This is a genomic window from Arthrobacter sp. TMS2-4, from assembly GCF_054511075.1.
Window position 1 is genome coordinate 101701 of record NZ_JBTNDI010000010.1, and the last position, 21467, is coordinate 123167.

22 protein-coding genes and 1 pseudogene are annotated in these 21467 nt (G+C 62.4%); 7 read left to right on the forward strand and 16 right to left on the reverse strand.

What is annotated here, in order from left to right; all coding sequences use genetic code 11:
- Positions 1 to 62: 62 nt before the first annotated feature.
- The 3 genes from ACX80F_RS13120 to ACX80F_RS13130 form a co-directional block, all read right to left on the reverse strand.
- On the reverse strand, positions 63 to 812 hold the full coding sequence (locus ACX80F_RS13120) for an ANTAR domain-containing protein (RefSeq protein ID WP_459336842.1): 750 nt from the start codon (positions 810 to 812) through the stop codon (positions 63 to 65).
- Positions 813 to 1230: 418 nt separating this feature from the next.
- Positions 1231 to 2016: a GAF and ANTAR domain-containing protein gene (locus ACX80F_RS13125; protein ID WP_459336843.1), complete on the reverse strand. Its 786-nt coding sequence runs from the start codon at positions 2014 to 2016 to the stop codon at positions 1231 to 1233.
- A gap of 282 nt (positions 2017 to 2298) precedes the next feature.
- Entirely contained in the window at positions 2299 to 2937 is a 639-nt protein-coding gene (locus tag ACX80F_RS13130) for an isochorismatase family protein (RefSeq protein WP_459336844.1), read from the reverse strand.
- A 140-nt stretch (positions 2938 to 3077) separates the two neighbouring features.
- Between ACX80F_RS13130 and ACX80F_RS13135 the strand changes: the two genes are divergently transcribed.
- On the forward strand, positions 3078 to 4043 hold the full coding sequence (locus ACX80F_RS13135; protein ID WP_459336845.1) for a GlxA family transcriptional regulator: 966 nt from the start codon (positions 3078 to 3080) through the stop codon (positions 4041 to 4043).
- A gap of 138 nt (positions 4044 to 4181) precedes the next feature.
- Here ACX80F_RS13135 and ACX80F_RS13140 read toward each other — a convergent pair whose 3' ends face one another.
- The 7 genes from ACX80F_RS13140 to ACX80F_RS13170 all read right to left on the reverse strand — a co-directional run bounded on the left by ACX80F_RS13140 (position 4182) and on the right by ACX80F_RS13170 (position 10071).
- Complete coding sequence (locus ACX80F_RS13140) at positions 4182 to 4421, reverse strand: YciI family protein (protein ID WP_459336846.1); 240 nt, start codon at positions 4419 to 4421, stop codon at positions 4182 to 4184.
- Positions 4422 to 4476: 55 nt separating this feature from the next.
- A complete protein-coding gene (locus ACX80F_RS13145; protein WP_459336847.1) occupies positions 4477 to 4956 on the reverse strand; it encodes a mycothiol transferase in 480 nt (159 codons plus the stop codon).
- Positions 4953 to 5354, reverse strand: a complete 402-nt coding sequence (locus ACX80F_RS13150) for a VOC family protein (protein ID WP_459336848.1) — start codon at positions 5352 to 5354, stop codon at positions 4953 to 4955. Before ACX80F_RS13150 ends, ACX80F_RS13145 begins: the two co-directional genes overlap by 4 nt.
- A gap of 931 nt (positions 5355 to 6285) precedes the next feature.
- Positions 6286 to 7581 carry an MFS transporter gene (locus ACX80F_RS13155; RefSeq protein WP_459336849.1) on the reverse strand — a complete coding sequence of 432 codons (1296 nt, stop codon included), beginning with the start codon at positions 7579 to 7581 and terminating at the stop codon, positions 6286 to 6288.
- Positions 7582 to 7583: 2 nt separating this feature from the next.
- Positions 7584 to 8240 (reverse strand): winged helix-turn-helix domain-containing protein, encoded by a 657-nt coding sequence (locus ACX80F_RS13160; RefSeq protein ID WP_459336850.1) that lies wholly within the window; start codon positions 8238 to 8240, stop codon positions 7584 to 7586.
- Positions 8241 to 8672: 432 nt separating this feature from the next.
- Positions 8673 to 9641, reverse strand: coding sequence for a glutaminase A (gene glsA / locus ACX80F_RS13165; protein WP_459336851.1), 969 nt, complete (start codon positions 9639 to 9641; stop codon positions 8673 to 8675).
- Positions 9642 to 9804: 163 nt separating this feature from the next.
- A complete protein-coding gene (locus ACX80F_RS13170; RefSeq protein WP_459336852.1) occupies positions 9805 to 10071 on the reverse strand; it encodes a recombinase family protein in 267 nt (88 codons plus the stop codon).
- A 221-nt stretch (positions 10072 to 10292) separates the two neighbouring features.
- On the opposite strand from ACX80F_RS13170, the gene ACX80F_RS13175 reads away from it, so the two are divergent.
- Positions 10293 to 10967, forward strand: a complete 675-nt coding sequence (locus ACX80F_RS13175) for a hypothetical protein (protein WP_459336853.1) — start codon at positions 10293 to 10295, stop codon at positions 10965 to 10967.
- 37 nt (positions 10968 to 11004) lie between these two features.
- On the opposite strand, the gene ACX80F_RS13180 is transcribed toward ACX80F_RS13175, so the two are convergent.
- Complete coding sequence (locus ACX80F_RS13180) at positions 11005 to 11655, reverse strand: dihydrofolate reductase family protein (RefSeq protein WP_459336854.1); 651 nt, start codon at positions 11653 to 11655, stop codon at positions 11005 to 11007.
- Between the two features lie 157 nt (positions 11656 to 11812).
- Between ACX80F_RS13180 and ACX80F_RS13185 the strand changes: the two genes are divergently transcribed.
- Both ACX80F_RS13185 and ACX80F_RS13190 read left to right on the forward strand, forming a co-directional pair.
- Positions 11813 to 12229 (forward strand): TetR/AcrR family transcriptional regulator, encoded by a 417-nt coding sequence (locus tag ACX80F_RS13185; protein ID WP_459336855.1) that lies wholly within the window; start codon positions 11813 to 11815, stop codon positions 12227 to 12229.
- A 217-nt stretch (positions 12230 to 12446) separates the two neighbouring features.
- Complete coding sequence (locus tag ACX80F_RS13190) at positions 12447 to 12890, forward strand: hypothetical protein (protein WP_459336856.1); 444 nt, start codon at positions 12447 to 12449, stop codon at positions 12888 to 12890.
- 538 nt (positions 12891 to 13428) lie between these two features.
- Here ACX80F_RS13190 and ACX80F_RS13195 read toward each other — a convergent pair.
- Positions 13429 to 13563: a hypothetical protein gene (locus tag ACX80F_RS13195; protein WP_459336857.1), complete on the reverse strand. Its 135-nt coding sequence runs from the start codon at positions 13561 to 13563 to the stop codon at positions 13429 to 13431.
- Between the two features lie 333 nt (positions 13564 to 13896).
- Here ACX80F_RS13195 and ACX80F_RS13200 point away from each other — a divergent pair, with 333 nt between their 5' ends.
- Positions 13897 to 15582 carry a hypothetical protein gene (locus ACX80F_RS13200; protein ID WP_459336858.1) on the forward strand — a complete coding sequence of 562 codons (1686 nt, stop codon included), beginning with the start codon at positions 13897 to 13899 and terminating at the stop codon, positions 15580 to 15582.
- Between the two features lie 161 nt (positions 15583 to 15743).
- On the opposite strand, the gene ACX80F_RS13205 is transcribed toward ACX80F_RS13200, so the two are convergent.
- The 4 genes and pseudogenes from ACX80F_RS13205 to ACX80F_RS13220 form a co-directional block, all read right to left on the reverse strand.
- Complete coding sequence (locus ACX80F_RS13205) at positions 15744 to 15974, reverse strand: hypothetical protein (protein ID WP_459336859.1); 231 nt, start codon at positions 15972 to 15974, stop codon at positions 15744 to 15746.
- A gap of 1412 nt (positions 15975 to 17386) precedes the next feature.
- A pseudogene (locus ACX80F_RS13210) lies at positions 17387 to 17536 on the reverse strand (transposase); the annotation flags it as partial.
- 163 nt (positions 17537 to 17699) lie between these two features.
- Positions 17700 to 18353, reverse strand: coding sequence for a maleylpyruvate isomerase family mycothiol-dependent enzyme (locus tag ACX80F_RS13215; RefSeq protein WP_459336860.1), 654 nt, complete (start codon positions 18351 to 18353; stop codon positions 17700 to 17702).
- Between the two features lie 100 nt (positions 18354 to 18453).
- Complete coding sequence (locus tag ACX80F_RS13220) at positions 18454 to 18879, reverse strand: VOC family protein (protein ID WP_459336861.1); 426 nt, start codon at positions 18877 to 18879, stop codon at positions 18454 to 18456.
- An 858-nt stretch (positions 18880 to 19737) separates the two neighbouring features.
- Between ACX80F_RS13220 and ACX80F_RS13225 the strand changes: the two genes are divergently transcribed.
- On the forward strand, positions 19738 to 20331 hold the full coding sequence (locus tag ACX80F_RS13225; RefSeq protein WP_459336862.1) for a DUF3267 domain-containing protein: 594 nt from the start codon (positions 19738 to 19740) through the stop codon (positions 20329 to 20331).
- Positions 20332 to 20942: 611 nt separating this feature from the next.
- The coding region (locus ACX80F_RS13230; protein ID WP_459336863.1) for a TerC family protein at positions 20943 to 21467 on the forward strand (525 nt) is incomplete at its 3' end.

Consider the following 21467-nt stretch of genomic DNA (forward strand, 5'->3'; position numbering starts at 1 on the left):
TCAGGTGGAAACAGGGATGAAGATGAGGAGGGGGGTGGGGGAGTGGTAGTCACGATGGGCCTCTAACGGTTCTTGTTGGGCAGTTCGCCGCTGCTGATGAGCTGCTCGGCGACATCCCGAAGCTTCAGATGAGTGCGCTGGCTGGCCATGGACAGCACGATGAACGCCTGGACTCCGGTGATCTTGTGGCGTTCCATGAGGATGCCCTTGGCCTGGCCGATAGCGTCCCGGGAATCGATGGCCTCGTGGAGTTGCCGAGCCTTCTCGGCCTCGGCGAACGCCACCGCCGCATGGGAAGCCACCAGCAGGCCCACGTTCTCCGACTCGTCCGTGAACGCATCGACCTCGTAGGAGTAGAGATTCAGGGCGCCCAGATCATCGCCTTCGACCCACAGTTGGATGGACAGCATCCCCCGGGCGCCCGCCTCGGCAGCCCGCTGCGCGAACAGCGGCCACCGCGTCTCGTGCGCCATGTCGGGGACCCGGATCGTCCGGTGCTGATACGCCGCTTCCAGGCAGGGGCCCTCACCGGTCTTCATCTGCAGTGCGTCGATGCGCGCGGGCAGGTCCCCGGACGCCGCCCGGGAGCCGATGTTCTTGCGTCCCAGGACGACGCTGACGGAGCCTTCATCGACCCCGGGGATCAGGTCGAGGGCGGCGTGGACGAACCCGGCGAGGATTGCGCCCGAGTCCGGTTCCTGCTGCAGCGACCGGGCGAGCTCGGCCAGGTCCGTGGCGAGATCACGTACACGCGCGCTACCGCCGTGATGCGACGACGGCATACCCCTGTCCACTCCGCGCTCCTCACTCATCAACCACACCTTTCAGCAGTGAGATCGCCGTTTGATGGGGCCGCGTTGCGCCCACCCCAGTGCTCGTCACGGCGTCGAGGTGTTCCTGAACCGTTCGCAACGGCGAGGCCAGATGGAAGGACGTGTCCGTTGGTCGGCGAGGCGCGCCGAGATTGATGGGATGAAGTGCGTGTGACATGGGACTTCCTGGTGGAACGGCAATAGCGGTTCTCTGCCAGGGTCCGGGGCGAGAACTTCAGCGTGCTCGTCTATCGGAAAAATGTCAAGAATGATCGACCCGCAACTGCCCTGTAGCCACAGTGCGAATACATCTCAGAATAAAACTCCCCAGAGCCAGCTCATCCTTGTTCGGGGTGATTTCGGTATGCGGTGTATTCGGTCGCTGCTGGCTGGCTGATCCACTTCAGGGAAGACGTGCTCACCGCCGTGGAAGCTGGTACAGCTGTCCCTGGCGTGCTGTGTGCTTGCCCGGGAGTTCACCGCTGGTGATGAGGTAATCGGCGACGTCCCGGAGCTTGGTGTTGGAGTGCTGGCTGGCCATGGACAGGACGATGAACGCCTGCGCGCCGGTGATTTTGTGGCGTTCCATGAGGATGCCCTTGGCCTGGCCGATCACATCCCTGGAATCGACGGCTGCGTGGAGTTGGCGGCTCTTCTCGGCCTCGGCGAACGCCACGGCAGCGTGGGAGGCGACGAGCAGGCCGATGTTCTCCGACTCGTCCGTGAAGGCGTTGGCCTCGTATGAGTAGAGATTCAGTGCGCCCAGGTCATCGCCTTCTACCCACAACTGGATGGAGAGCATCCCCTTGGCGCCGGCCTCGGTGGCACGCTCCGCGAAGAGCGGCCACCGCTCCTCGTGCGCCATGTCCGGGACCCGCACCGTCCGATGCTCGTACGCTGCCTCCAGGCAGGGGCCCTCGCCGGTCTCCATCTGCAGCGCATCGACGCGCGCGGGCAAGCTGCCGGACGCGCCCCGGGATCCGATGTTCTTGCGACCGAGGACGACGCTGACGGAGCCTTCATCGACCCCGGGAACTAATTCGAGGGCGGCGTGTACGAACCCGGCGAGGACAGCATCCGCATCCGGTTCCTGCTGCAGCGACCGGGCGAGGTCCGCGAGCTCGGTGGCGAGATCACGCTCCCGATCGTCACCGTTGTGGTGTGACGACGGCATGCCCCTGTCCACGCCTGACTCCTCGCTCATCGTTCACGCCTTTCAGAAGTTGGATCACGATGTGATCAAGCCGCACTTGCGCCCACTGTAGTGCTAAGTCATACCCCATCGAGTTCCGCCGTGATGTCGTGGCGGTCGCTCCGTTGACCACCATTACACGGAGAACATCGACGTAGAGCGGGAAGGCCCCCACTTCCTATACAGAGACCTTGCCGCCGCGCGTTGCAGCAACGAGTACGCCAGCCTCCTCGAGGGCGGAATCGAACCTGGAGGGTGTGCTGTACCCGTTCGTGGCTCTGGGGTGGGGAAGGGTCAGGGTTGGGTGGCGCGGGCTGCTCCGGTAGCTGCTGAGGTGCCCAGGTCGCTTCCGGGGAGTGCTTGCTGGGAGGTCAGGGCCGTGGTCCATGCTTCTGTGGTGCTGACGGAGGCCCAGTTGGAGTTCAGCAGTGCAAGCAGGGTCGTGTGCACTGTCTTGGCGTCAGCGAACCCGGCGTCGTTCGCGATGTTGATCGCACCGGTGCCGTCGGAGAGGACCTCGGTGGTGAAGCCGAGGCCTTCGGCTTCGACGGCGGACCCGAGGATGCAGTTGTTGGTCATGTAACCGACGAGGGTGACGGTGTCGACGCCCTTGTCGCGTAGCCACTGGGTGAGGTCGGTGTCGGCGTAGACGGACCCGTACTGCTTGACGACGCTTTTCCACGTTTCGGCGCGGCGGCTCTCGATTTCGGGGTGAAGCTCGTACCCGGGTGTTCCCGGCGCGAAGACAAGGGCGCCTTCGCCTGCCGTGTGCTGAACGACGACGATCGGGATGCCGGCGGCGGTGGCCGCATCGATGGCTGCCGTGATTCGTGGCAGGGACTGCTCGTGCGGCGGGTACTGGATCTCGAGCAGCCCGCTGAAGTACTGCTGTTGGACGTCGACGAGGACGAGGGCGCGCTGGGGTGTGCTCATGGTGAGGCATTCTCCTGGTGAAGGGGGACTGTGATGATCGCCGGGACCGGCGTTGATTTCATTCTTCACCGTGCCGCAGCGAGCCAACAGTGGCACGAATGCCTATATAGGATGGATCCGGGCCACGAAGGAGGGTTCTGGTGCATATTGCGGTGTATGCCTTTGATGGGGTGACGATGTTCCATCTTGCTGTCCCGCAGATGGTCTTCGATGAGGTCGCACGGCAGGGTCTCGGAGAGTGGACGACGAGCCTCTTCTCCGATGGTGGAGGTTCGATCCGCACGGCTGAGGGATACCACCTGGCCGGTATCAAAGGGGTCGAGGCTGCGGCTCGAGCGGATGTCGTGGTCGTGCCGTCATGGTTCGACGACGGACAGGTGCTCAGCGATACCTTGCGCGCCTTACTGCTGGATGCACATCGGCGAGGGGCGACGGTCCTGGGTCTGTGCCTCGGTGCGATCGCCGTGGCGGACGCCGGCCTGCTGACCGGACGTCGGGCCGTCACGCACTGGCAGGCCTTCGCCACCCTGGGCGAGCGACACCCGGACCTACTTCTTGATCGCTCGGTCCTCTATATCGACCATGGGGACGTCATGACCTCGGCAGGCACCGCATCGGGACTGGATGCTTGCCTGCATCTGGTGCGGAACCGACTGGGCGCCGGTGCGGCGAACACGGTTGCGCGCAGTCTCGTCGTCGCCCCTCATCGTGAGGGCGGGCAGGCACAGTACGTCGAACACCCTGTCCCGCAGCACTCCACCGACGGTCCGATCGCACACCTGCTCGACTGGGCGTTGGGCAACCTCCGTCAACCACTGACCATCGACCGCCTGGCCGAACAAGCCCATATGAGCCGACGCACGTTCGTCCGCGCATTCCGCGCAGCCACCGGGACAACGCCGTCGGCCTGGATACGATCCCGCCGACTCGATGCCGCACGGCGACTGCTGGAGACCACAGATCTGTCTGTCGACCACATCGCTACGGACTGCGGGTTCGGCAACCCCGTCACTCTCCGCCAGAACTTCGCGGCCGCCTTCTCCACCACCCCGACCGACTACAGGCGCCACTTCAACACCGGCTCCTCCAACCCAACCCTGCGCTGATGTTCCCCGCAGTCCCGTCCATCAGCGTGCCCATGACAGTGAATCCCGTTGGAGTACTTGATACGACGGTCTGACCGCAGCGCGCGCCGGCGTGCTCGTCGATCAACAGCTGCTCCGTCAGTAGCTTCGTGCGCCGCTCTACTGGTTTCTGGTGATGATTCCTCCGCTGTGGACGGGGCGAACTTCGACCCCGCCTGTGCTGGTGCGGACTGCCGGATTCAGGCGGGCGACGGCGATGGCGGGGTCGAGATTGGGTGATTCGATGACGTAGAAGCCTGCGACGAACTGATCGACCTGCACAAAGGGGCCCGACGTCGTGTGGTTGTGTCGGATGGAGACTGCAGTGGCCCTGGGTGTCAGGGCATAAGCGAGTGACATCGACCCCGAGGCTTGCAGGTGCAGGTGCAGGTGCAGGCGTGGGTGGGAGTGTCGCCTAATCGACGACAAGGTTCTGATGTCCGTCGATGAGTTCACGCACGATGTCGAGGTGTCCGGCATGGACCGAGGTTTCCGCGAGGACACGGAATACGACCTCGCGCCCGTCTGCCATGGGCGGGTGGCCGAACCCACTGGCCGGGGGCCACCATCGGGGAGGGACATCCAGATCGACCTCCGCGAGGACCGTGTCGCTGCTGGTGATCTGTTCCTGATAGATGCTCACCGCTTCCGCGCCTGTCATCGGTGTGGAAGCCCACCCGTCGTGGAGGGCCGCGATCGCCGCCGGATTCCCGCCAAGGACGGCCGAGATCCAGAACATCTCGTCATCGAACGCGAGGTGGTTCAGCAGGCCCGTCACGGTCCACCCCGACGGAACACGTGCTGTGCTCATCTGCGCTGCGGTCAGACCGTCGACGGCTCTCAGCACGTGAGTCCGCTCAAGCGCCAGCTGAGCGAGCAGCTGAGCGTCACTCACGCCCTGGACTCGTAGCCGATGAGCCACCGAAGCCCGTGGCAGTCGGTGACCTGTCCGTCCGCGCCGCCCCACGGCCTCTGGACCAGGGGGTCGATTGCTGATCCATCGACGCAGAGCTTGTCGAACCACCCGTGCAAGATGGCCGGTTCGGCGGTTCCCAGTAGTGACAGCATGAGGCCCTCGCACCGCACGGACTGCTCTCCTGCCGGCGTGTCGGAGCCCGCCAGGGCAACGACACCGTCAAGGACCCCATGGGCGACGGCGTTCGGCGGGCCGTCGGTCCTCCCGTGATCCTCGTACGAGTCCAGGGACACGTCACCTCCGAAAACATCGGCGTAGAACCCGAGCGCTTCCCTCGCGGTTCCGGGGAAGCTGATGTAAACAAGGGGTGCAGCCATGATGGGTACTCCTGACATTGAATGAGGTGAAGCAGGCCGAACAGCCTTTCACTACTCCTTGGACGATCGTGCCCCAGCAAAATCATCGGCCCTCAATGCTGGCGGCAGATCTTCGGTGTGATTCGGCTTGAAAACCTGTGCGGGAGCCGGGTTGGAACTGAGCCTAGTAACAGGTGACTTCGTGCAAGCCCGGATAAACAGGGTTATGACCGTCCCCCTGCACAAGCAATGCTCCACCTCCCAGCCCCCAGGAAAGCTCGTAGTGACTGTCGTGGATCGGACGGATCCCGTCGTCGGCCGTCCATGAACCTGTTTGCCACCCGACGCCCACCGGGTGCACCGAGTAGACCCGCCCCCCGCCTGCCATGAGGAATGAACTTTCCCTGGCGACGGCTCGGCAACCATTCGATGCGGACGGTTCCAGCACCGTGTACGTAGCACCGAACGCGGCATCCCCGAGAAAAGCGAGTACACACCCGACAACAGCCAGCGGCGTAGTCACTCTCCCTACCAGCGCCGTGCGGTAACTGGGCGGTGACGTTTTCTGGTCGTCCTCACTGAGGGCCAGACGCCGATTGACGACACCCAGAATGACGCAGACGCCACATAGGCCGGCGCTTACTACCCATGGCGGAAGGACAAGAGCGCCGAGGACAAAGATGAGTCCGCACCACCCCAGCACGACGAGTAACAGCGCGAGAAGGCTGCACAGCGCCGAAGCGAACCGAACCCGCAGCTCGTAGGAATGGCCCGCGAGCCTTGGGGACGACGTCATCGCGAAAGCATACTCATTACAGACATTCGTCTCAGCTACGGATGCGAGGGGGAGGGGTGAGCCGCCACAGCGTATCTCGTCACGGAATCCGGTGCTTGGATCGTCAGTTCAGCGTGATCCGGCACAGGGAAGGGTCAGAGGCGTGAACGTGGGCCCTTAGCTTCCCGTCTGGGATGTTGGGGTGGAGCGTTGTAGTAGGAGGGGTAGCGTTCCTGCCAGGCAGATGATGCTCGTGGTGGTGATGAGGTTCCGGTAGTCGAGTGTGCCGATCAGTGCTGCCGCGATCATGTTCGCCCCAACTTGGGGGACGTTGATGAGCATGCTGGTTGCAGTTGCGGTTCTTCCTTGGAGGCGTGCGGGGCTTTCGGTTTGGCGGAGAGTAATGAAGGCGATGATGGTCCAGCTGACGCCGAGCCCTGTGATCACAGAACCTGCCAGGACGACGGGCACTGATGGGACGGCTGATGCGAGCACGGCAATGCCGAGCAGGAGAACACCGAGGATGATTGCGGTGCGCATGCCCAGTTTCCGAATGAGAATGCTTGCGGTGAGCCCTCCGGCGATGGCCATGGCCCCTTGGACGCTGACGAGCACGCTGAGGAATTCAGGTGGCATACCGAGGCCCTGCTCGACGGTCGCGAAGATGGTGACGTTCAAGATCCCGGTGGCGCCAACGGCGATGCTGAGAGTGAGCATCGCCGGTGACAGAAGCTGGTGGTGAGCGAGGAAGCGTAGGCCGGCTGTCGTGCTCTGCCAGAAGCCTTCATTGGTGTTTGTGTCGGGATCTGATTCCTGAACGTTGACCATCAGGAGGATCAGGGCTGACATGATGAAGCAGATACTGGTTGCCAGAACCACGGAGCCCATTCCCCAGAGTCCAAGCATGCCCGCCCCGATGAGGGGAGAAATGATGCGTAGTCCCTGATCGATGCTGCTCAGGAGTCCATTCGCCGGGGCGAGGAGGCGATCGGTGAGCATGTCGCGGAGGAGCCCTGATTGGGCGGCGGAGGTCACGTAGTTGGACGCGGCATAAGTGAAAATCACGAGGTATACCAGCCACAGGTGGTCGGCTGTTTGGACGGCCAGGAGGACCAAGACCGCCGCTGCCGCGCACAGGTTATTGATGATCAGTAGGGGCTTTCGCCGGAGTCGGTCCGCGAGCTGCCCGATCAGCGGCGCCAGGAGAGCCGGTAGGCCGAGGGCCACGAACACGAGCCCGGCGGCGGCGTCGCTTCCGGTGAGCTGCTTCACCCAGATCGCGGCCGTCAGGAACAGGGCCGAGTCACCGAAGTTGCTGAAAACCCATGCCAGGGTGAGCCGACGAAAAGCGGGGATTCTCAGGGCGTCGCGGTGCGTGCCGACATCGCTGGGTTCAGGCGACGGCACTTCCTCCGCGAAGGCGGGGCCCTCCGCGAGCAATGGTTGCGGTGTGGCCGGATTCTCCGCAACCATGCTCAGCTGTCCTCGCGATCGGCTCGATGTGCTGGTCGGTCGGGGTCGATATTCACCACGGAGAAGAGCTGTACCGGCATCGACCCGTCAGGCCTTTGCTCCGGATCTTGCCACCGGCCGTCGAAACGTCGGGACAGTTCCCATAAGTCCTCCCGGAACTGACGGATCTCGTCATGGGTGGCGTAGAAGCTCGAGCTGGTGACTGTGGAAACGTCGATGTCCTCCACTGGTAGTTGCGAAGCACGCTGCAGCCATGACTGTATGCGGTCCAACTGGCGGTGAACGTAGATGCTCGCCATGGCGGAGACGGCGTGCACGGAACCTGGTGCGTTGCGATCAATGACGGATGATCTGCCGTGCGATACGACTTTCCACGGTTTCTCCCGCCCCGGTTGGTCAACCTGCTCGATGTATCCGTGCTTCGCGAGCATGCGCAAATGGTAGGAGCAGCTCGCGACGGACTCACCGATCGCCGCTGCACTCTCTGTCGCGGTGGCTTTTCCTGCATCATCCAGATAATCGAGGAGCTCTAGCCGGACAGGGTGAGCAAGAGCTCGGATGCGCACCGGATCGCTGATGACCTGCTCGGTGGACGGGCCACGGTAACTGACGCCATCAAGGGGAGTAGGGGCTGGTTCGGTCGGCTTTTCGTCGTTCACTTATAAAGCCTCGTTGAGCAAGGAGTGTTTAGCAAGACTTCTTGCGTAACTTTTACCCAGCGCGAGCAGTCCTTGGTCCGCCTCGACTGGGTACCGCGTCCCGGTCAGAGGGTGGACGGCTTTGTCGTCGCGGTGTACCGCAAGTGGGTTGTGCTCGCGCAGACGATGGAGGGAGGGTTCTTCGACGGGTACGCAGCGGTGTTTCTACCTCTGGGAGGTTCGAACGGACGCAACCTGGGGCGACGCTTTCCTCGGCTATCCGCCGCAGAGCATCACACTCGTCAGGATCGGCGATCACTACCTCGAAAGGCTCACCGCAATTGCTGGATCAGAGCGTCAGCGGACTGCGTCGACGTGATGCCGCGGTTACGTGGAAGAGACGACGGCGACCTCCCCGACCGCAGTGAGGAGACGTGGCGATGCTCGACGAGGTCACTGCTCTGTGCGGGACGCGCGTCCCCCGCGGTCGCCGCCCGTCGCGGAGCCGAAGGCGTGCAGATCGAGCTCGACGCTCAGAAGGTCGGCGGCGACTCGCCCGCGTACGCTCGTCCCCTGCTCGTCGAGAGGCGGGCTCATGACCGCGGCACCGAGCCGCCCGGGGGCGGAGAGCACGATCGCTCCGGACACGCTGGACTTCGCGGGGATGCCGATTCCACGCATCCAACGGCCTGAGCCGTCATACACACCGCAGGTCGCCATGACCGAGACGACGTCGCGAGCCACGGACGCCGGGACGACGCGCTCCTCCGACGCCGGGTTGACTCCGCCGCAGGCGAGGGTCGCCCCCATCACCGCGAGTGCCTTCACATCGACCAGGACGGCGCAGGCGCGAGCGTAGACGGCGACGGCGTCGTCGGCACCGACGTGCAGGGTTCCCTCCGCCCGCATGAGGTGTGCGAGAGCGTGGTTGCGGTCGCCGAGGAGGTGCTCGTTGTGGGCGACGCCCTCATCCACTTCGAGCGGACGCCCGGCGAAGGCGGAGAGGCCTCGGAGGATCCGCTCGTTACGCTCGTCGACATCGCTGCCGTCGATGAGCGATGCCGTGAGCAGCGCTCCGGCGTTGACCATCGGGTTGGGCGGGCGGCCGGTGCCGCTCTCGAGCTTGATCGCGTCGAAGGCTTCGCCAGTCGGTTCGATTCCGATGAGGTCCAGGGCGTCGCCGTCCGTGTCCAGCAGTGCCAGAGCGAACAGGAACGGTTTGACCGCCGACTGCACGCTGAACGGCGACTCCGCGTCCGTAGTGCCGCGCACCGTCCCATCGGGCAGGGCCAGAGCCAGCGCGCACTGGTCGGCATCCGCGGTGGCGAGTTCTGGGATGCTGTCGTCCACCGATCCGCCGTTCACTTGCATGACCCGCGCCCGCAGATCCTCGAGGTCGTAGGTTCCTGCGTCCGGTGCCATCCGTCTACAGTGACACAGGTCGCCCTGAATGGGGACAGTAACGGGCGCGCTCGACTGCGTGCAGGGAAACGGCCTGCGACGACAGGAATGACTTCCGGCCAACTCGACTGTCCCGTGCCATCGAATGGGTGTGTCCTAGGCAACTGGATGCCATATCGAACCGTCATACATTGCCCCGTGCCTGCCGGATTTTCGTCGGGCTCATCTTGATCCGACCGCCGCCCCTGCGACCGCGGGCCCTGGCCGCGGCCAGGCCGTCTTTTGTACGTTCGACGATGAGGTCGTGTTCGAACTCAGCGATAGCCGCGAGCATGTGGAAGAACAACCGCCCGCCCGGGGTTGTCGTGTCGATGCCCTGGGAGAGGGCCTTCAATCCGACGCCCCGCTTTTCGAGCCCGTCGACCACTTCCTTGTGACTATTCGTCAGCATGGCGGGCTTTTCGCAGGCTGGATGGCGGGGTCAACGGCACTGGCGCCGCCTCTTAGCGGATCGGCTTACGTGCCCGGGAACGGTCCCGCCGGCGAATCCACGGCGGGAATTACCGCTACGCGCCGGACAGGCCCGTCGACCAACCTCTTCCCCCGGCAGGCGGGCAGACACGCCTGGCAGGTCCAAGGGTGCCCGTGACCGGTGCACCCTAGGGTTGAATCATGGGGACTAACGCTGATGATTTCGACGACGGCAAGCACCAGGATGGTCGTATCCAGATCCTCGATCTGGCTGCCGACGCACCAGAAAAACCTTCCGCCCATCCCCGCAACGGTCCCGCACCCTCGAAACGCATGCGCATCCTCATGGGCGGGCTTGTCCTGGTTGGCCTCTTCGGCGGACTCACCCTTCTCCCGTCGCCCGATGACACCCCACCTCCAGAGGAGATCAGCCCACCGATCGAGGCGCTCACCGCCTGCCAGGCCCTCGAGCAGGCCGAGCAAGATGGCGCTGCCGGGCCTGAGAGCGAAAGGGGTAGGTCATCGGCAAGGAATCCGCCATCGGGGTATAGCTTGTACGGGGTTATGACATCGCCTGACACCACCGAACTCGTCGGCCTGCTGCACCCTGACGGCTCCGTGGAGATCTGCGAAGAATCTGCCCGCCGCGCCCCCTTCGATGTCCGCTTCGCTGCACAGGCAGATCTGGGCGAGCTCCCCGAGGGCATGACCTACGCCTACAAACAATCCGGTGGATTCTCGGACAACACTCTCACCATGGGCCTGAAAGGTATCCGACTCAGCGACGGGACAGTGGTCGAAAGCCTGACCCTCTCCAACGGTCGCACCGTTCCAGCCACACCAGCATCCGAGGACAAGCCGACATCCGAGGGGTGATCAGTAACCCACAATCGCATGCACGCAAAGCCATCGCTCAGCGGACGCGTTCCCATTCTTCGATGACGACTCCCGAAGCAAAGACTCTTGAGGGGAGCGGGCGAAACAGGGTTGGTTGGAAAGTGGCGCGCCCGAAGAGTGGAACACCTGCCCCGAGTACCAGAGGGTTCCGCTTCAGGATGAGGCGGTCGATCTCGGGAAGGAGCTGGCCGGCGAGATCACCACCACCACAAAGGTAGATGTCGAGGGCGCTCTCCTCTTGCTTGAGCTCCCGAACGGTGGCGAGGGCATCCCGGGTGTAGGTAGCCGCCGGATGAGCACCCGTTCTCGTACGCGTCGCCACGATCTCCCGAAGATGGGCATACGGGCGTTCGATCCTGATCGAGTGAGCGACGGCGTAGCTCCTCCAGCCCTGGATGACGGTATCGAATCGATTCCTCGGCGGGTCGACGCCAAGTGCTGTCAGGACATGCGAGGGCAGTGCGTCTGCGAAGTCGGAGCAGATCACTTGCATGTGATCGCCTTCAAGGGGGAAGGCGTCGAAGGATCCATCGGGGGCTGCGATGTAGCCGTCAATCGAGGTTGCGACGTAGTACACAAGTTCTCGCACAGCATCTCCAATCACTACACTCGTCGTACACAGAAGATACCACGACGGGTGTAGTAGTTGAAGTAGGGTGGAGAGCATGGCACGTAACGCTGAACGACGAGAGATCCTCTCCGATGCTGCAGTCCGAGTCCTCGCCCGCAGCGGCTCGCGCGGTCTCACGCATCGAGCACTCGATGGTGAAGCGGACCTTCCCCGCGGGACGGCGTCCAACTTCTTCCCCACGAGGGACTCGATCGTGGATGCCATCCTGACGCGCATCGGTGAACGCCTTACCCCTGATGCCGACCTACACACTGCTCTGGCTGCCCGGCCGCCCGGCCAGGAGCTGTTCGCGGACTACATGAAGGACATCGTCCACCGGCTGACCACAGACCGCGATGCTGCACTGGCCCTGTTCGAGCTACGTATCGAAGCAACCCGACGACCCCAGGTAGAGGCCGCTATCGGCACCTGGTTGCGCGAAGGACTCGCAGCGGACGTCGCCTTCAACGCTCGTATGGGACTGCCTGGGGGGCCGCACGAGATTGCCCTGTTCCACTACGCGATCAATGGGTTTATTTTCGATCAGATCACCGTCGCGGTAGACCCTTCCATCGACCGCAACCGCGTGATCGAGGATTTCGTGCGACGGCTAATCCCCCGCACAGACTGAATTGTCGTTCGGGCGCGGCGCTGGCCCCGCCGGGTCAAGCTGCATACCCGAACATCACCGGGGACATCAGGGCCTCCTTGAGCGGGTGGTGTGACGTGCGCTGTTCGCTCGGCCCTGCACGTCGAGGATCGACTTCCGCCCTGCTTCAGGGTTGGGCTGGCAGGCCCTGATACTCGGGTCCTTCTCCATGGCGGCGGGTAGGTCTACCGTCAGCACCATGGGAAGCCAGGACCTTGGGTGGAATGTGGTGGTGTTCAGCACCGCCGTCATCGTGCTGACTGGCTGTACTTGGCAGGACGATCCGACCGGCGCAGCCGATGTGAGGACCATTGGTGATTCTTATCCTGCCAGCAGCACAGCACCTCTAACTATCGGCGAACCATGGGACACGAACCCGAATGTTGAGTGGGTCGAGCGTGGCCAACGCTTCTACATCACCACATATGGTTCGTCGAGCTGCCCACTCGCCCCCATTTCGTTGGATGACGCGACTAACGGGCTGATGGTCGAAATGGCGCCGATCGGCGGACCAGCGTGTACTGCTGATCTTGGTCTCAGCAGTTACGCACTCGACGTCCCCGAATCTAAGCGTGGTTCTACTAATTTCACCGTTACTCTCAAGTTCCAAGAGGGTGAACAGGCTGAGCTTCTGCTCAAGTAACACCCTCTGATCTGCGCCGCTGAAGGATCCTCCGCCGTGACACGGCAGGCTCGGGGCGAATTTCATCGGAACAACCAAGTGCGCACCTACCCTTATGACGTGCGATCGCAAACACGGGAAATCAGATCGTGAAGCTGCTGGATTCGACGCCAACGCGCAGTGACCTTGACACTCGTGGGTTCACCGCCGCGCTTCAGGCAGTTGTGAGCATCGTCCTCTGCCTGGTGTGTGTGGCCTCCGCCGTTGAAGCAATCGGGTGGATCGCTGGTGTTGCGACCGAACCTGACGAAGTAGCGCTTCCCGGCCGTAGAGGCCTTGACACCGTCGATTACTCCTCTGACACCGGCTGGTTCATCCTTTGGGCGGGTATCGGGTTCGGGGTCATCTTCGCAGTACTGACGGTGACGCTGGTGCGCCGTGCGATGCGAGCTTTGAAAGGTACCTCGAAGAAGGCAAGGCATGCACACCGACGGGAACGTCACGCGAAGCGAAACCGGCGAAAAAAGCGCGTGCAACGCGACCACATAAACGAATCAGTTCAGTAAACGATGGACCAGTCCGAGTGCAGCTGTCCGCTGACGTTCTCGGGAAGACCTTGACCACCACCGCCGAGGCAGCACTCGGAGAGAAGCTTCGCGTCCTGCGCACCCGGTCCCAGCTTGCGCTGGATCATCTTGCTCCTGTGCCGGCGTGCATCGTGGTAGCAAGTGCAAGTGATCGCACCTGGTACTAAACCGCTGGAATGCGATGGGCGAGCAGCTTGCATACCGTTCCGGACACAGTGCTTTGATCTACTCGCCAGATCGACCCTCCTGTTATATCTTCAGCCCTAGAACGTGTGACTGAGTCGGTCCCACGCGGATCAGGGGAATCACTCGTGGACACATCTTCAAGCCTGCCCGGTCGTGGCCGGCGATCTCTCGCTGCCGGCTGCGCGGCTCTGGTGGTACTCACCTTCTTCTCGCCCGTGGCACCTGCTGTTGCCACGACCACTGAGACGCCGTCCGTGAGCGATCAGGCGATAGCACCGACCCTCACGTTCCTCAGTGACCCGGTGGTCCATGAGTACCTGCGCTTCGATCCCAACATCGACTGGAGCCGGTTCTACGAAAAGATCTCCTACGAGTGGTTGCTCGACGGGCAGGTCGTCCCCGGCATGTACGGGAGCAACTCCTACCAGGTGCAGGCCAGTGACTTCGGGCACCGCATATCGGCCCGGTTGACCCTCAAGGAGTACGACGCGGAGCCCGTGGTCTACATGACCGAGGAAAGCGCACCCGTCCAGGGCTCCATCAGAGGTCACCTCCAGCCGAACGGTGCGCCCCTCCTGGGGACCACCCTCTCCACCTTCGTGACTGCAAACGGGTTCCCTGCTTTCGCCTCCGAGCCTGAGTACGCCTACACCTGGTTCCGCAACGGGGCGCTGATCCCTGGCGCGACCGCCGAGACGTACACAGTGGCCGAACCTGACATGGGTGCCGAACTCACCAGGACCATGGTGGTATCGGCCCCCGGGTATCGGTCCTGGACCGAGAGCACCTCGTTCGGTGTCGGTTTCCGCGGGGAGCTCACTCTGGCCGCGGCGCCCGTTATCACCTGGACCGGTCCGTCAACCTATTGGGCTCACCCTGGCACGGTGCTGCGTGCCTCGACGCCGCCGGTCGTCGGGACGGCGCCGGCCGGTCTCGGCTACACCTACCAGTGGTTCGAGAGATCAAGCTGGACGCAGGCCATCCCCGGTGCTACCGGAGCAACCTACATTCCGACCGCGGCGAACATCGGCAACCAAATCGGCGTACAGGTGACACCGACAGCCCCGAACTACAGGGGCACGACGAAAGCCACGGGGTTCTACGACAAGCCCTACATCCAGGGTTCGTTCGCCGGCGTCACCGCCCCGAGCATCAAGGGCACTGCGATGCCCGGTCAGGTCCTCACCGCGGTGCCAGGTACTGCGCCGACGCCTACGCCCGAGCTGGTCCAGTACGAGTGGTACCGCGGGGCGACCAGGCTCACCTCCTGGGACACGAACCCGACCTACACGCTCACCAAAGCCGACGGCGGCCACAAGATCACCGTCCGCGCCCGGTACATCCGAACCAAATACGATGCCGCGACCACGGCTCTCTCCGCTCCTGTCACGCCCCCGGGATACTTCAGCATGCCGCAGGGACCGATGATCCGGGGAACGGCCGCTGTCGGCTACACGCTGACGGCCGAGACGTGGACGGACGTAATTTCGCCCAAGCCCTCGCAATCCACATACCAGTGGCTGCGCGACGGCAAGCCGATCACCGGAGCGACCGGGCTCAGCTACCGTCTGACGGCGGCCGATCAATGGCGCCAGATCACCTTCCGGCAAACCCACACCAGGGTCGGGTACCACAACGGGGTCTGGACGTCCCCGGCCGTGAAGCCTGTCGCCCTGTTCACGCGGCTCGCGAATCCGGTCGTCATAGGCACGACGAAGGTCGGCTACACGCTCAAGGCCACCGTGGCCACCCCGTCACCCACTCCGACGAGCACGAGCTGGCAGTGGATGCGCAACGACAAGCCCATCGCAGGCGCCACGGCCTCCAGCTACAAGCTCACCCGATACGACCGCAATGCCTACATCAAGGTCAAGGTCACCTTCCGCAAGGTGGGCTACCTCAATACGGCGCGGCACTCAGCAAGTCGCTGGCTGCCGTAATTACGACGGTCACCACCGTGCCCGGGTAGCTCGAGGCGCATCCGCACCAGCAACCGCCAGATTCACCTAAACGACGAACGGTTGAGCCTCCCTGACCGGGCACATGGGGGCATGGTCTCCTGCAAGCCCATATGCCCAGTCCACGCCTTACACACGTGCGACTATGCCGCCCGAACGGGGATGCTCCCGAGCTTCCGGGCCGCCTCGACGTCGATGATCGGCGGCCGTGCGGGCAGCATCAGGACTGGGGCGGAACGGCGCTCACGCAGGGCTACCTGAATCGGCAGGGGCGGCATCAGCCGGCCCCGCTCGATGATCTCGAGGGTCCGCCGGGACTGCGGGACGGGCGTCTTCGAGTCTGCGTCGTGGTATTCGCCGGGGTGGGTGATCATGGCTTGCTTCTCTTGCGGGTGATGATTCCGTCCATAGGCTATTCGTCGCCGGTGACACTTGGGCGAGGTACCACCGCGATGAGCATCATCACCACGGCGGCGGTCACCGGCTGCTGGTGGGCCCCCAGGCCGGCTCGGTGATGTCGATGATCATCCGGTTGAGGTCGGTGCCGAAGAAGCCGCGGACGAGGCCGCCGATAGGCTGCCCGGATGGTTGTCATGGGAGTCCTTCGAAGCACGGAACTGGCCAGGTGAGCGCCGAGGGCGCGACTTATGAGGACGCGAAAGCTCAGATGCTGTCCCGCGTGCCCAAAGGGTACTCCCTGATCGCGATTCACATGGACCGGAACTCGTAGGTCCTTGATGTCGGGGGCGGTCGGTACGGTGTGCCGGTGAGTCCCGCTCCTCGCCCTGGTTGGCATGGCATCCCGCCGAGCGCGGACCGCTTCGTGCCCCCCGCTGCAGCTCGACCCGCCCGATAAGCCGGCGACGGAGCCAGCTAAGGCGCCGGCGTTGTGGGTGCATTTGGAGTACCCGGACGGGCAGAAACAGACCGTGAAGGGCTTCGCGATGGCCTGTACCAAAGAGGCCGTGTACGCGCAGTGGGTTGAGTTCTCCCGGGCCCGTGAGGCGTGGGTGCGCCCGGATCAGTGCCGGCGCCGCGAGATCCCGATTAAGAATCGCTTCGATACCCGAGCGCCAAGAGGCTGTACATTGCCACCGCTTGCCTGCGGTGAGCTAGCACTGTCGGTGACGCGGTAGGTGTGTGCAGGCGGGCCCCTGGTTCCTGCTGTCCATCCTGGGCGCGGGACAAGCAGCGAAGCGTAGGAAGCTCAAGCCGCGCCCAGATGGTCTGAGTGTGTCAACTCATGTTGGCCCCGGTGTGACGCCTTGAGCTGGCCCCACCACGAGGGATGCTTCTACGACGGCTTCACATCGTCCTAGTAGTTTCGTCGACGCTGAAAGCATCATGAAAGAGGGCTGCACCGAAAGGGTGCAGCCCTCTTGTCCCGCCGAGTAATCTCTACTACCCCCGTTGGGGCTGTTCAGTTTCAGCAACGCTGACGGCCCATCGCTGTCCCGTCAGACCTTTGACATTCACCGAGAGGTCGTCTTTGACATACCGGATATCGAAGACATTCTTAATCGTTCCTGCTGATGGATCTGTATCACAGACGAGCGGAAAATCACCGACTTCCGGGATCAGAAGAGCGATCTCGCCGGCACCACGCACGTCAGGTAAACAGCGATCGCTGGAGCGTCAGTCGACAAGGGACCGATCGAATTGACCCCTTCTTGTTCATCCAGAGATCCTAGGACCTTCTCATTGGTCGGTTTATAAGCCAGAACGGGCCCGATCGACTGCGATGTTGACCTTTCCGGTGTAGATCTGCTGTTACGCCGGATCGGACACCGTCTTCGATATCGGCTTTCTTCAACCAGTTGTGCAGGGTTGCTTCGGAGATCCCGAAGTCCTTGGCGATCTGCGAGATCGGAGTTTCATGCTCGGGTGCGACGGCGACCACGTCGCGGCGGAACTCGGCGGGGAACGGCTTAGGCATGTGAACATCCTTGCTGCGAGGACTGAATCCTCACAAGTCAGGAGTCAAGCAAACTCGGGGCAGTCCCATTCCTCGTGGTGAGAAGCTGATGTCGAGGGCAGGAGAATTGGGGACATCTGTCATGATCGCGCTCCTGATGGAAGGTGGTGCGGGACGAGAGTGCTCATCGAGGTGGTTCTACTAGCTTTTGCAGGAATCTTGCGGCACCTTTACCTGAGAAGTCTTCCTTGTCGACGGGGCGGCCGGAGACGGCCATGAGAAGTTCCAGCGATGTTCCTTCGACTTCTGGGCCGGAGCCGTAACTGACATTCAGATCGGAAGCTCGCAGGCGGAATCCGGCTGCGCGTTTCTTGCCGCCGCCCATGGAAACGCCGGTCTTGAGCTGATACCGCAAGGCTGCCTCGATCGACTCGCTCGGGTACGAGCCCGTGATCTTCAGGGGACGCCGGATGTCCTCACCATGGACTATTGCTTCGACGAGTCGAGTTGCCAGAGCAGCAGGCGGAGTCTTCGTCGCTTCACGAACTCGATCGAACTCCGCCAGGGTCGCCTTCGGGGTCGCGGCACGTTCCCTGGTAATGCCATGTGCGGAAGCCTTGTCGAAGTCGAATTTCGCGGTGATCATTTGATGCACGAAGCCGAGGCGAGTTGTCTTCGCCGTATCCACGAGGTGAGCTAGGACGTCGTGAATGTCCCAACCAGGGCAGAGTGAGGGTTGGGCCCATTGCTGCGAAGTAAGCGACTTAAGGTCTCTGATGAGGGCTTGGCGTTCGTTATGAACAGTTGGCCACACCGCGGCCGAAGATCGGGGAGGCATGTGGCCATACAACCACACGACGCATACCGCTGATCGGTAAAGGTAGGCCACGAGATCCGCAGTAGGTGTCTCTCATGCCGGTCGGACAGCGCTCCTCCGTTCAGGGACCGATGGTTGTCGCGTCGGCGAGCTCGACGGTTTGGCCCATGGGGCCTCTCACGACGTAACTCCAATAGCCAACCCACGTTGGGTCAGGGCGCAAGACCTCCACTCCTGCATCCTGCAGCCGCGCTACGGCGCTTTGAAATGTCTGAGGAGACAGCGGGATGCTCCATGAAGCGCGTGCGCTGCGTGGCACGGGTTCAAGGCCGAGCCCGAAGGCCCAACCGGGCTGGAAGGACCACCCATCATTGATGGTTGCGTTCGGATCGTAGCTGACGGAGAACTGGATCTCGCCGGCGATCCTGTAAGCAATCTGATCAGCGTCGTCCCAAATCTGTTCGAGGCCGATCAAATCGGAATAGAAGTGACGGGACGCCGCGATGTTATTACTGCCTGTGTAGAGGAAGAACGTGCTGCTCGACATTCAAGGAGTCTAGGCGCCGTGGCGGTCGCTTCAAGATCCTCCAGTCGGCACGGGTGCCGTCAGAGTGCGTGCCTCCTCGGCTCCATCGAGCTCACTGCCTCGCCGTTGTGCTCGATCAGCCATGCACGGCTGTCCTCGTCGAGTCTGGGTCACCACTGACCGATTTGTATTCCTAGATGAGGTGAGATTGCAGATCGGAGTCAGGTCCGGAGTGCATATCCCACCTCTGCTTTCGATCGTGAAGATCTCTAAGAGGGACGTTGGACCCTATTCCTCACCGACTGCCCGCGACACAGTGTGGATATATGGCCAGTAGCAGCGTTTTGGGGCGAGCTTCCGCTGCCGGCGCCAACCCTGCGTGTTACCTCGCCGCTGCGATCGGCTCGCATCAAATTTTTCCGATCTCATCCAAGCGTTTCCTGGTTGAACCTTGAGAAAAAGTTTTCCCTATGAAACCACTAATTTCTTGGCACGTTGCTGTTGCTAGTATTCGGGTAACGCACTCGGTCGGAGATCATACGGAATAAGCCAGAGCACTTCTTGCTGCCGCGTGCAGCTACTATCGAGGAAAAGATGCAGCTAACAGGACTTCAAGTCAGGCGACCTTACCTCTTCATCACGCTGATTGCAGTTCTGATCGCCGCAGTTTATCTCCTTTCCGCGGGAGCCATGGACGCGCTCCCATGGCACCGTCCGATGGGGCAGAGTTGTTCGCCGAACTGATCCTCGCGGTCTTGGCCATAGCACTGTTGACGGCCCTGCGATCCTGGAGGAAAGTCGGTTTTCGGGCATTTTCCAGGCTGAGGTGCGGCCTTCGCTGAGCTAGAGAGTTTTAAAGGGTTCCCAAAGGAAATAGAGATGACAGATCAAGCTAGGTTGCGAGACACCTCCGAGTTACCGTCGAGCTACGTGATGCACATGGCAGTTGATTTTAAGGACAGGAAGTTCATTGTCGTAATTCAGGGGATCTTCGTTTTGGTGGTTCTCCTCGCTGTGGGTGTAGCACTGTTGCTAGATGTGCCTTCAGCCACCTCTTGGGGCCCGGCTATCACTATCCCTGTGACGCTGGCCGCGTGCTTTGTTTATATGGCGGTCCATGAAGCGACGCACGGTGTGGTCCTACAGTTGTTGACCGGGGTGAGGCCTTCCTACGCGGTGCGGTTTCCCTTCCTGACCACCGGAAACCACGCCTATCTGACCCGCCGGAGTGCAGTACTCGTAGCTCTGGCCCCTACTCTCATTTGGGGGATTGTACTGGGCCTCGCCCTGCTCACACTTCCCACTGACTATCAGCTGAGCGCATTCGTTCTGCTGACCTTAAATTTCGCCGGATCTGCCGGGGACTACCTCGAGGCCTACGTCGCCTCACGACAGCAGCAGAACGTTCTCATCAAAGACGACGGCAAACTCATGCATGTGTTCGTTCCGGGAAACACCAGTCTGGCTGCATGAAGCCCTTCAGATGGTCTTTGTGGCTTAGCTTTTTCACGCTCAGACGGTTCCGACAAGCCTGGGGGCGGGTGTTCATATCACGCCGGTTTTTCCGCTTTGAACGCGTTGCTGCTGAATGCGCAGGATAATCGGAGGCGTTCGCGTAGTGGCGGAGCGGTTCGAGTTCCCCGGAAGGCACGGGTCCCTAGACCCGGTTTATCTGTTTGCCCATGGAGGGTGACTTGATAGTGCGTGTGACCTGGCAATTTTTTGGGCAACCTTCACCCTGAGCGCATTCTTCCTGTTCGTGCTCGTGATTACTGTGCGGCGCGGCCGTCCGCAGTCGACCTACGGTCGTTGGTGGGACGCCCCGGCTCAGGTTCTACCGTGTCTGGAATTTGTGGTGCATGGTGCTCGTAATGGTCACCCGGTCGTCTGCGTCGTGAAGTAGGCAAGTTCCGCCCTTTCGCCGGTAGGTGAAGTGTGCTTCACTGGTTTTCACATGGAGGGGAGTATCCCCGTATCCGGTTCGTCGTCATTACGAGGGTCCCAGTACCCTCCGGCGGGCAGGGCCACCGCGGTGGCCGGGAGAGACCTCCAGTTGGTTTTCACTGACTGGAAGGCAGCGCTTCATGGACGTCCCCCTCTGGGTGTGGCTCGCCGTCATCGGCTTCATCCTCCTCATGCTCGTCGTCGACCTCGTCGCGCACCGGCACGCCCACGTCATCAGCGTCCGTGAGGCGGCCGTGTGGTCCGGTATCTGGGTGTTCTTCGGGATCGTCTTCGGCATGATCGTCTGGCGTGTCTGGGGTGCCGAGTTCGGGCAGCAGTACTTCGCCGGGTACCTCATCGAGAAATCGCTCGCGGTCGACAATGTCTTCGTCTGGGCGATCATCTTCACGTTCTTCGCCGTCCCCCGCGAGTACCAGCACCGTGTCCTGTTCTTCGGGGTCCTCGGCGCCCTGGTCTTCCGCGGGATCTTCATCGCCGGGGGAGCGGTGCTGATCCAGAACTTCTCCTGGATCCTCTACGTCTTCGCAGCGTTCCTGCTGTTCACCGGTATCAGGATGCTCTTCCAGCGCAATGAGCACATCGATCCCGAGAAGTCCCGTGCCCTGAAGCTGTTCCGCCGGTACGTGCCCATGACGGATGCCTTC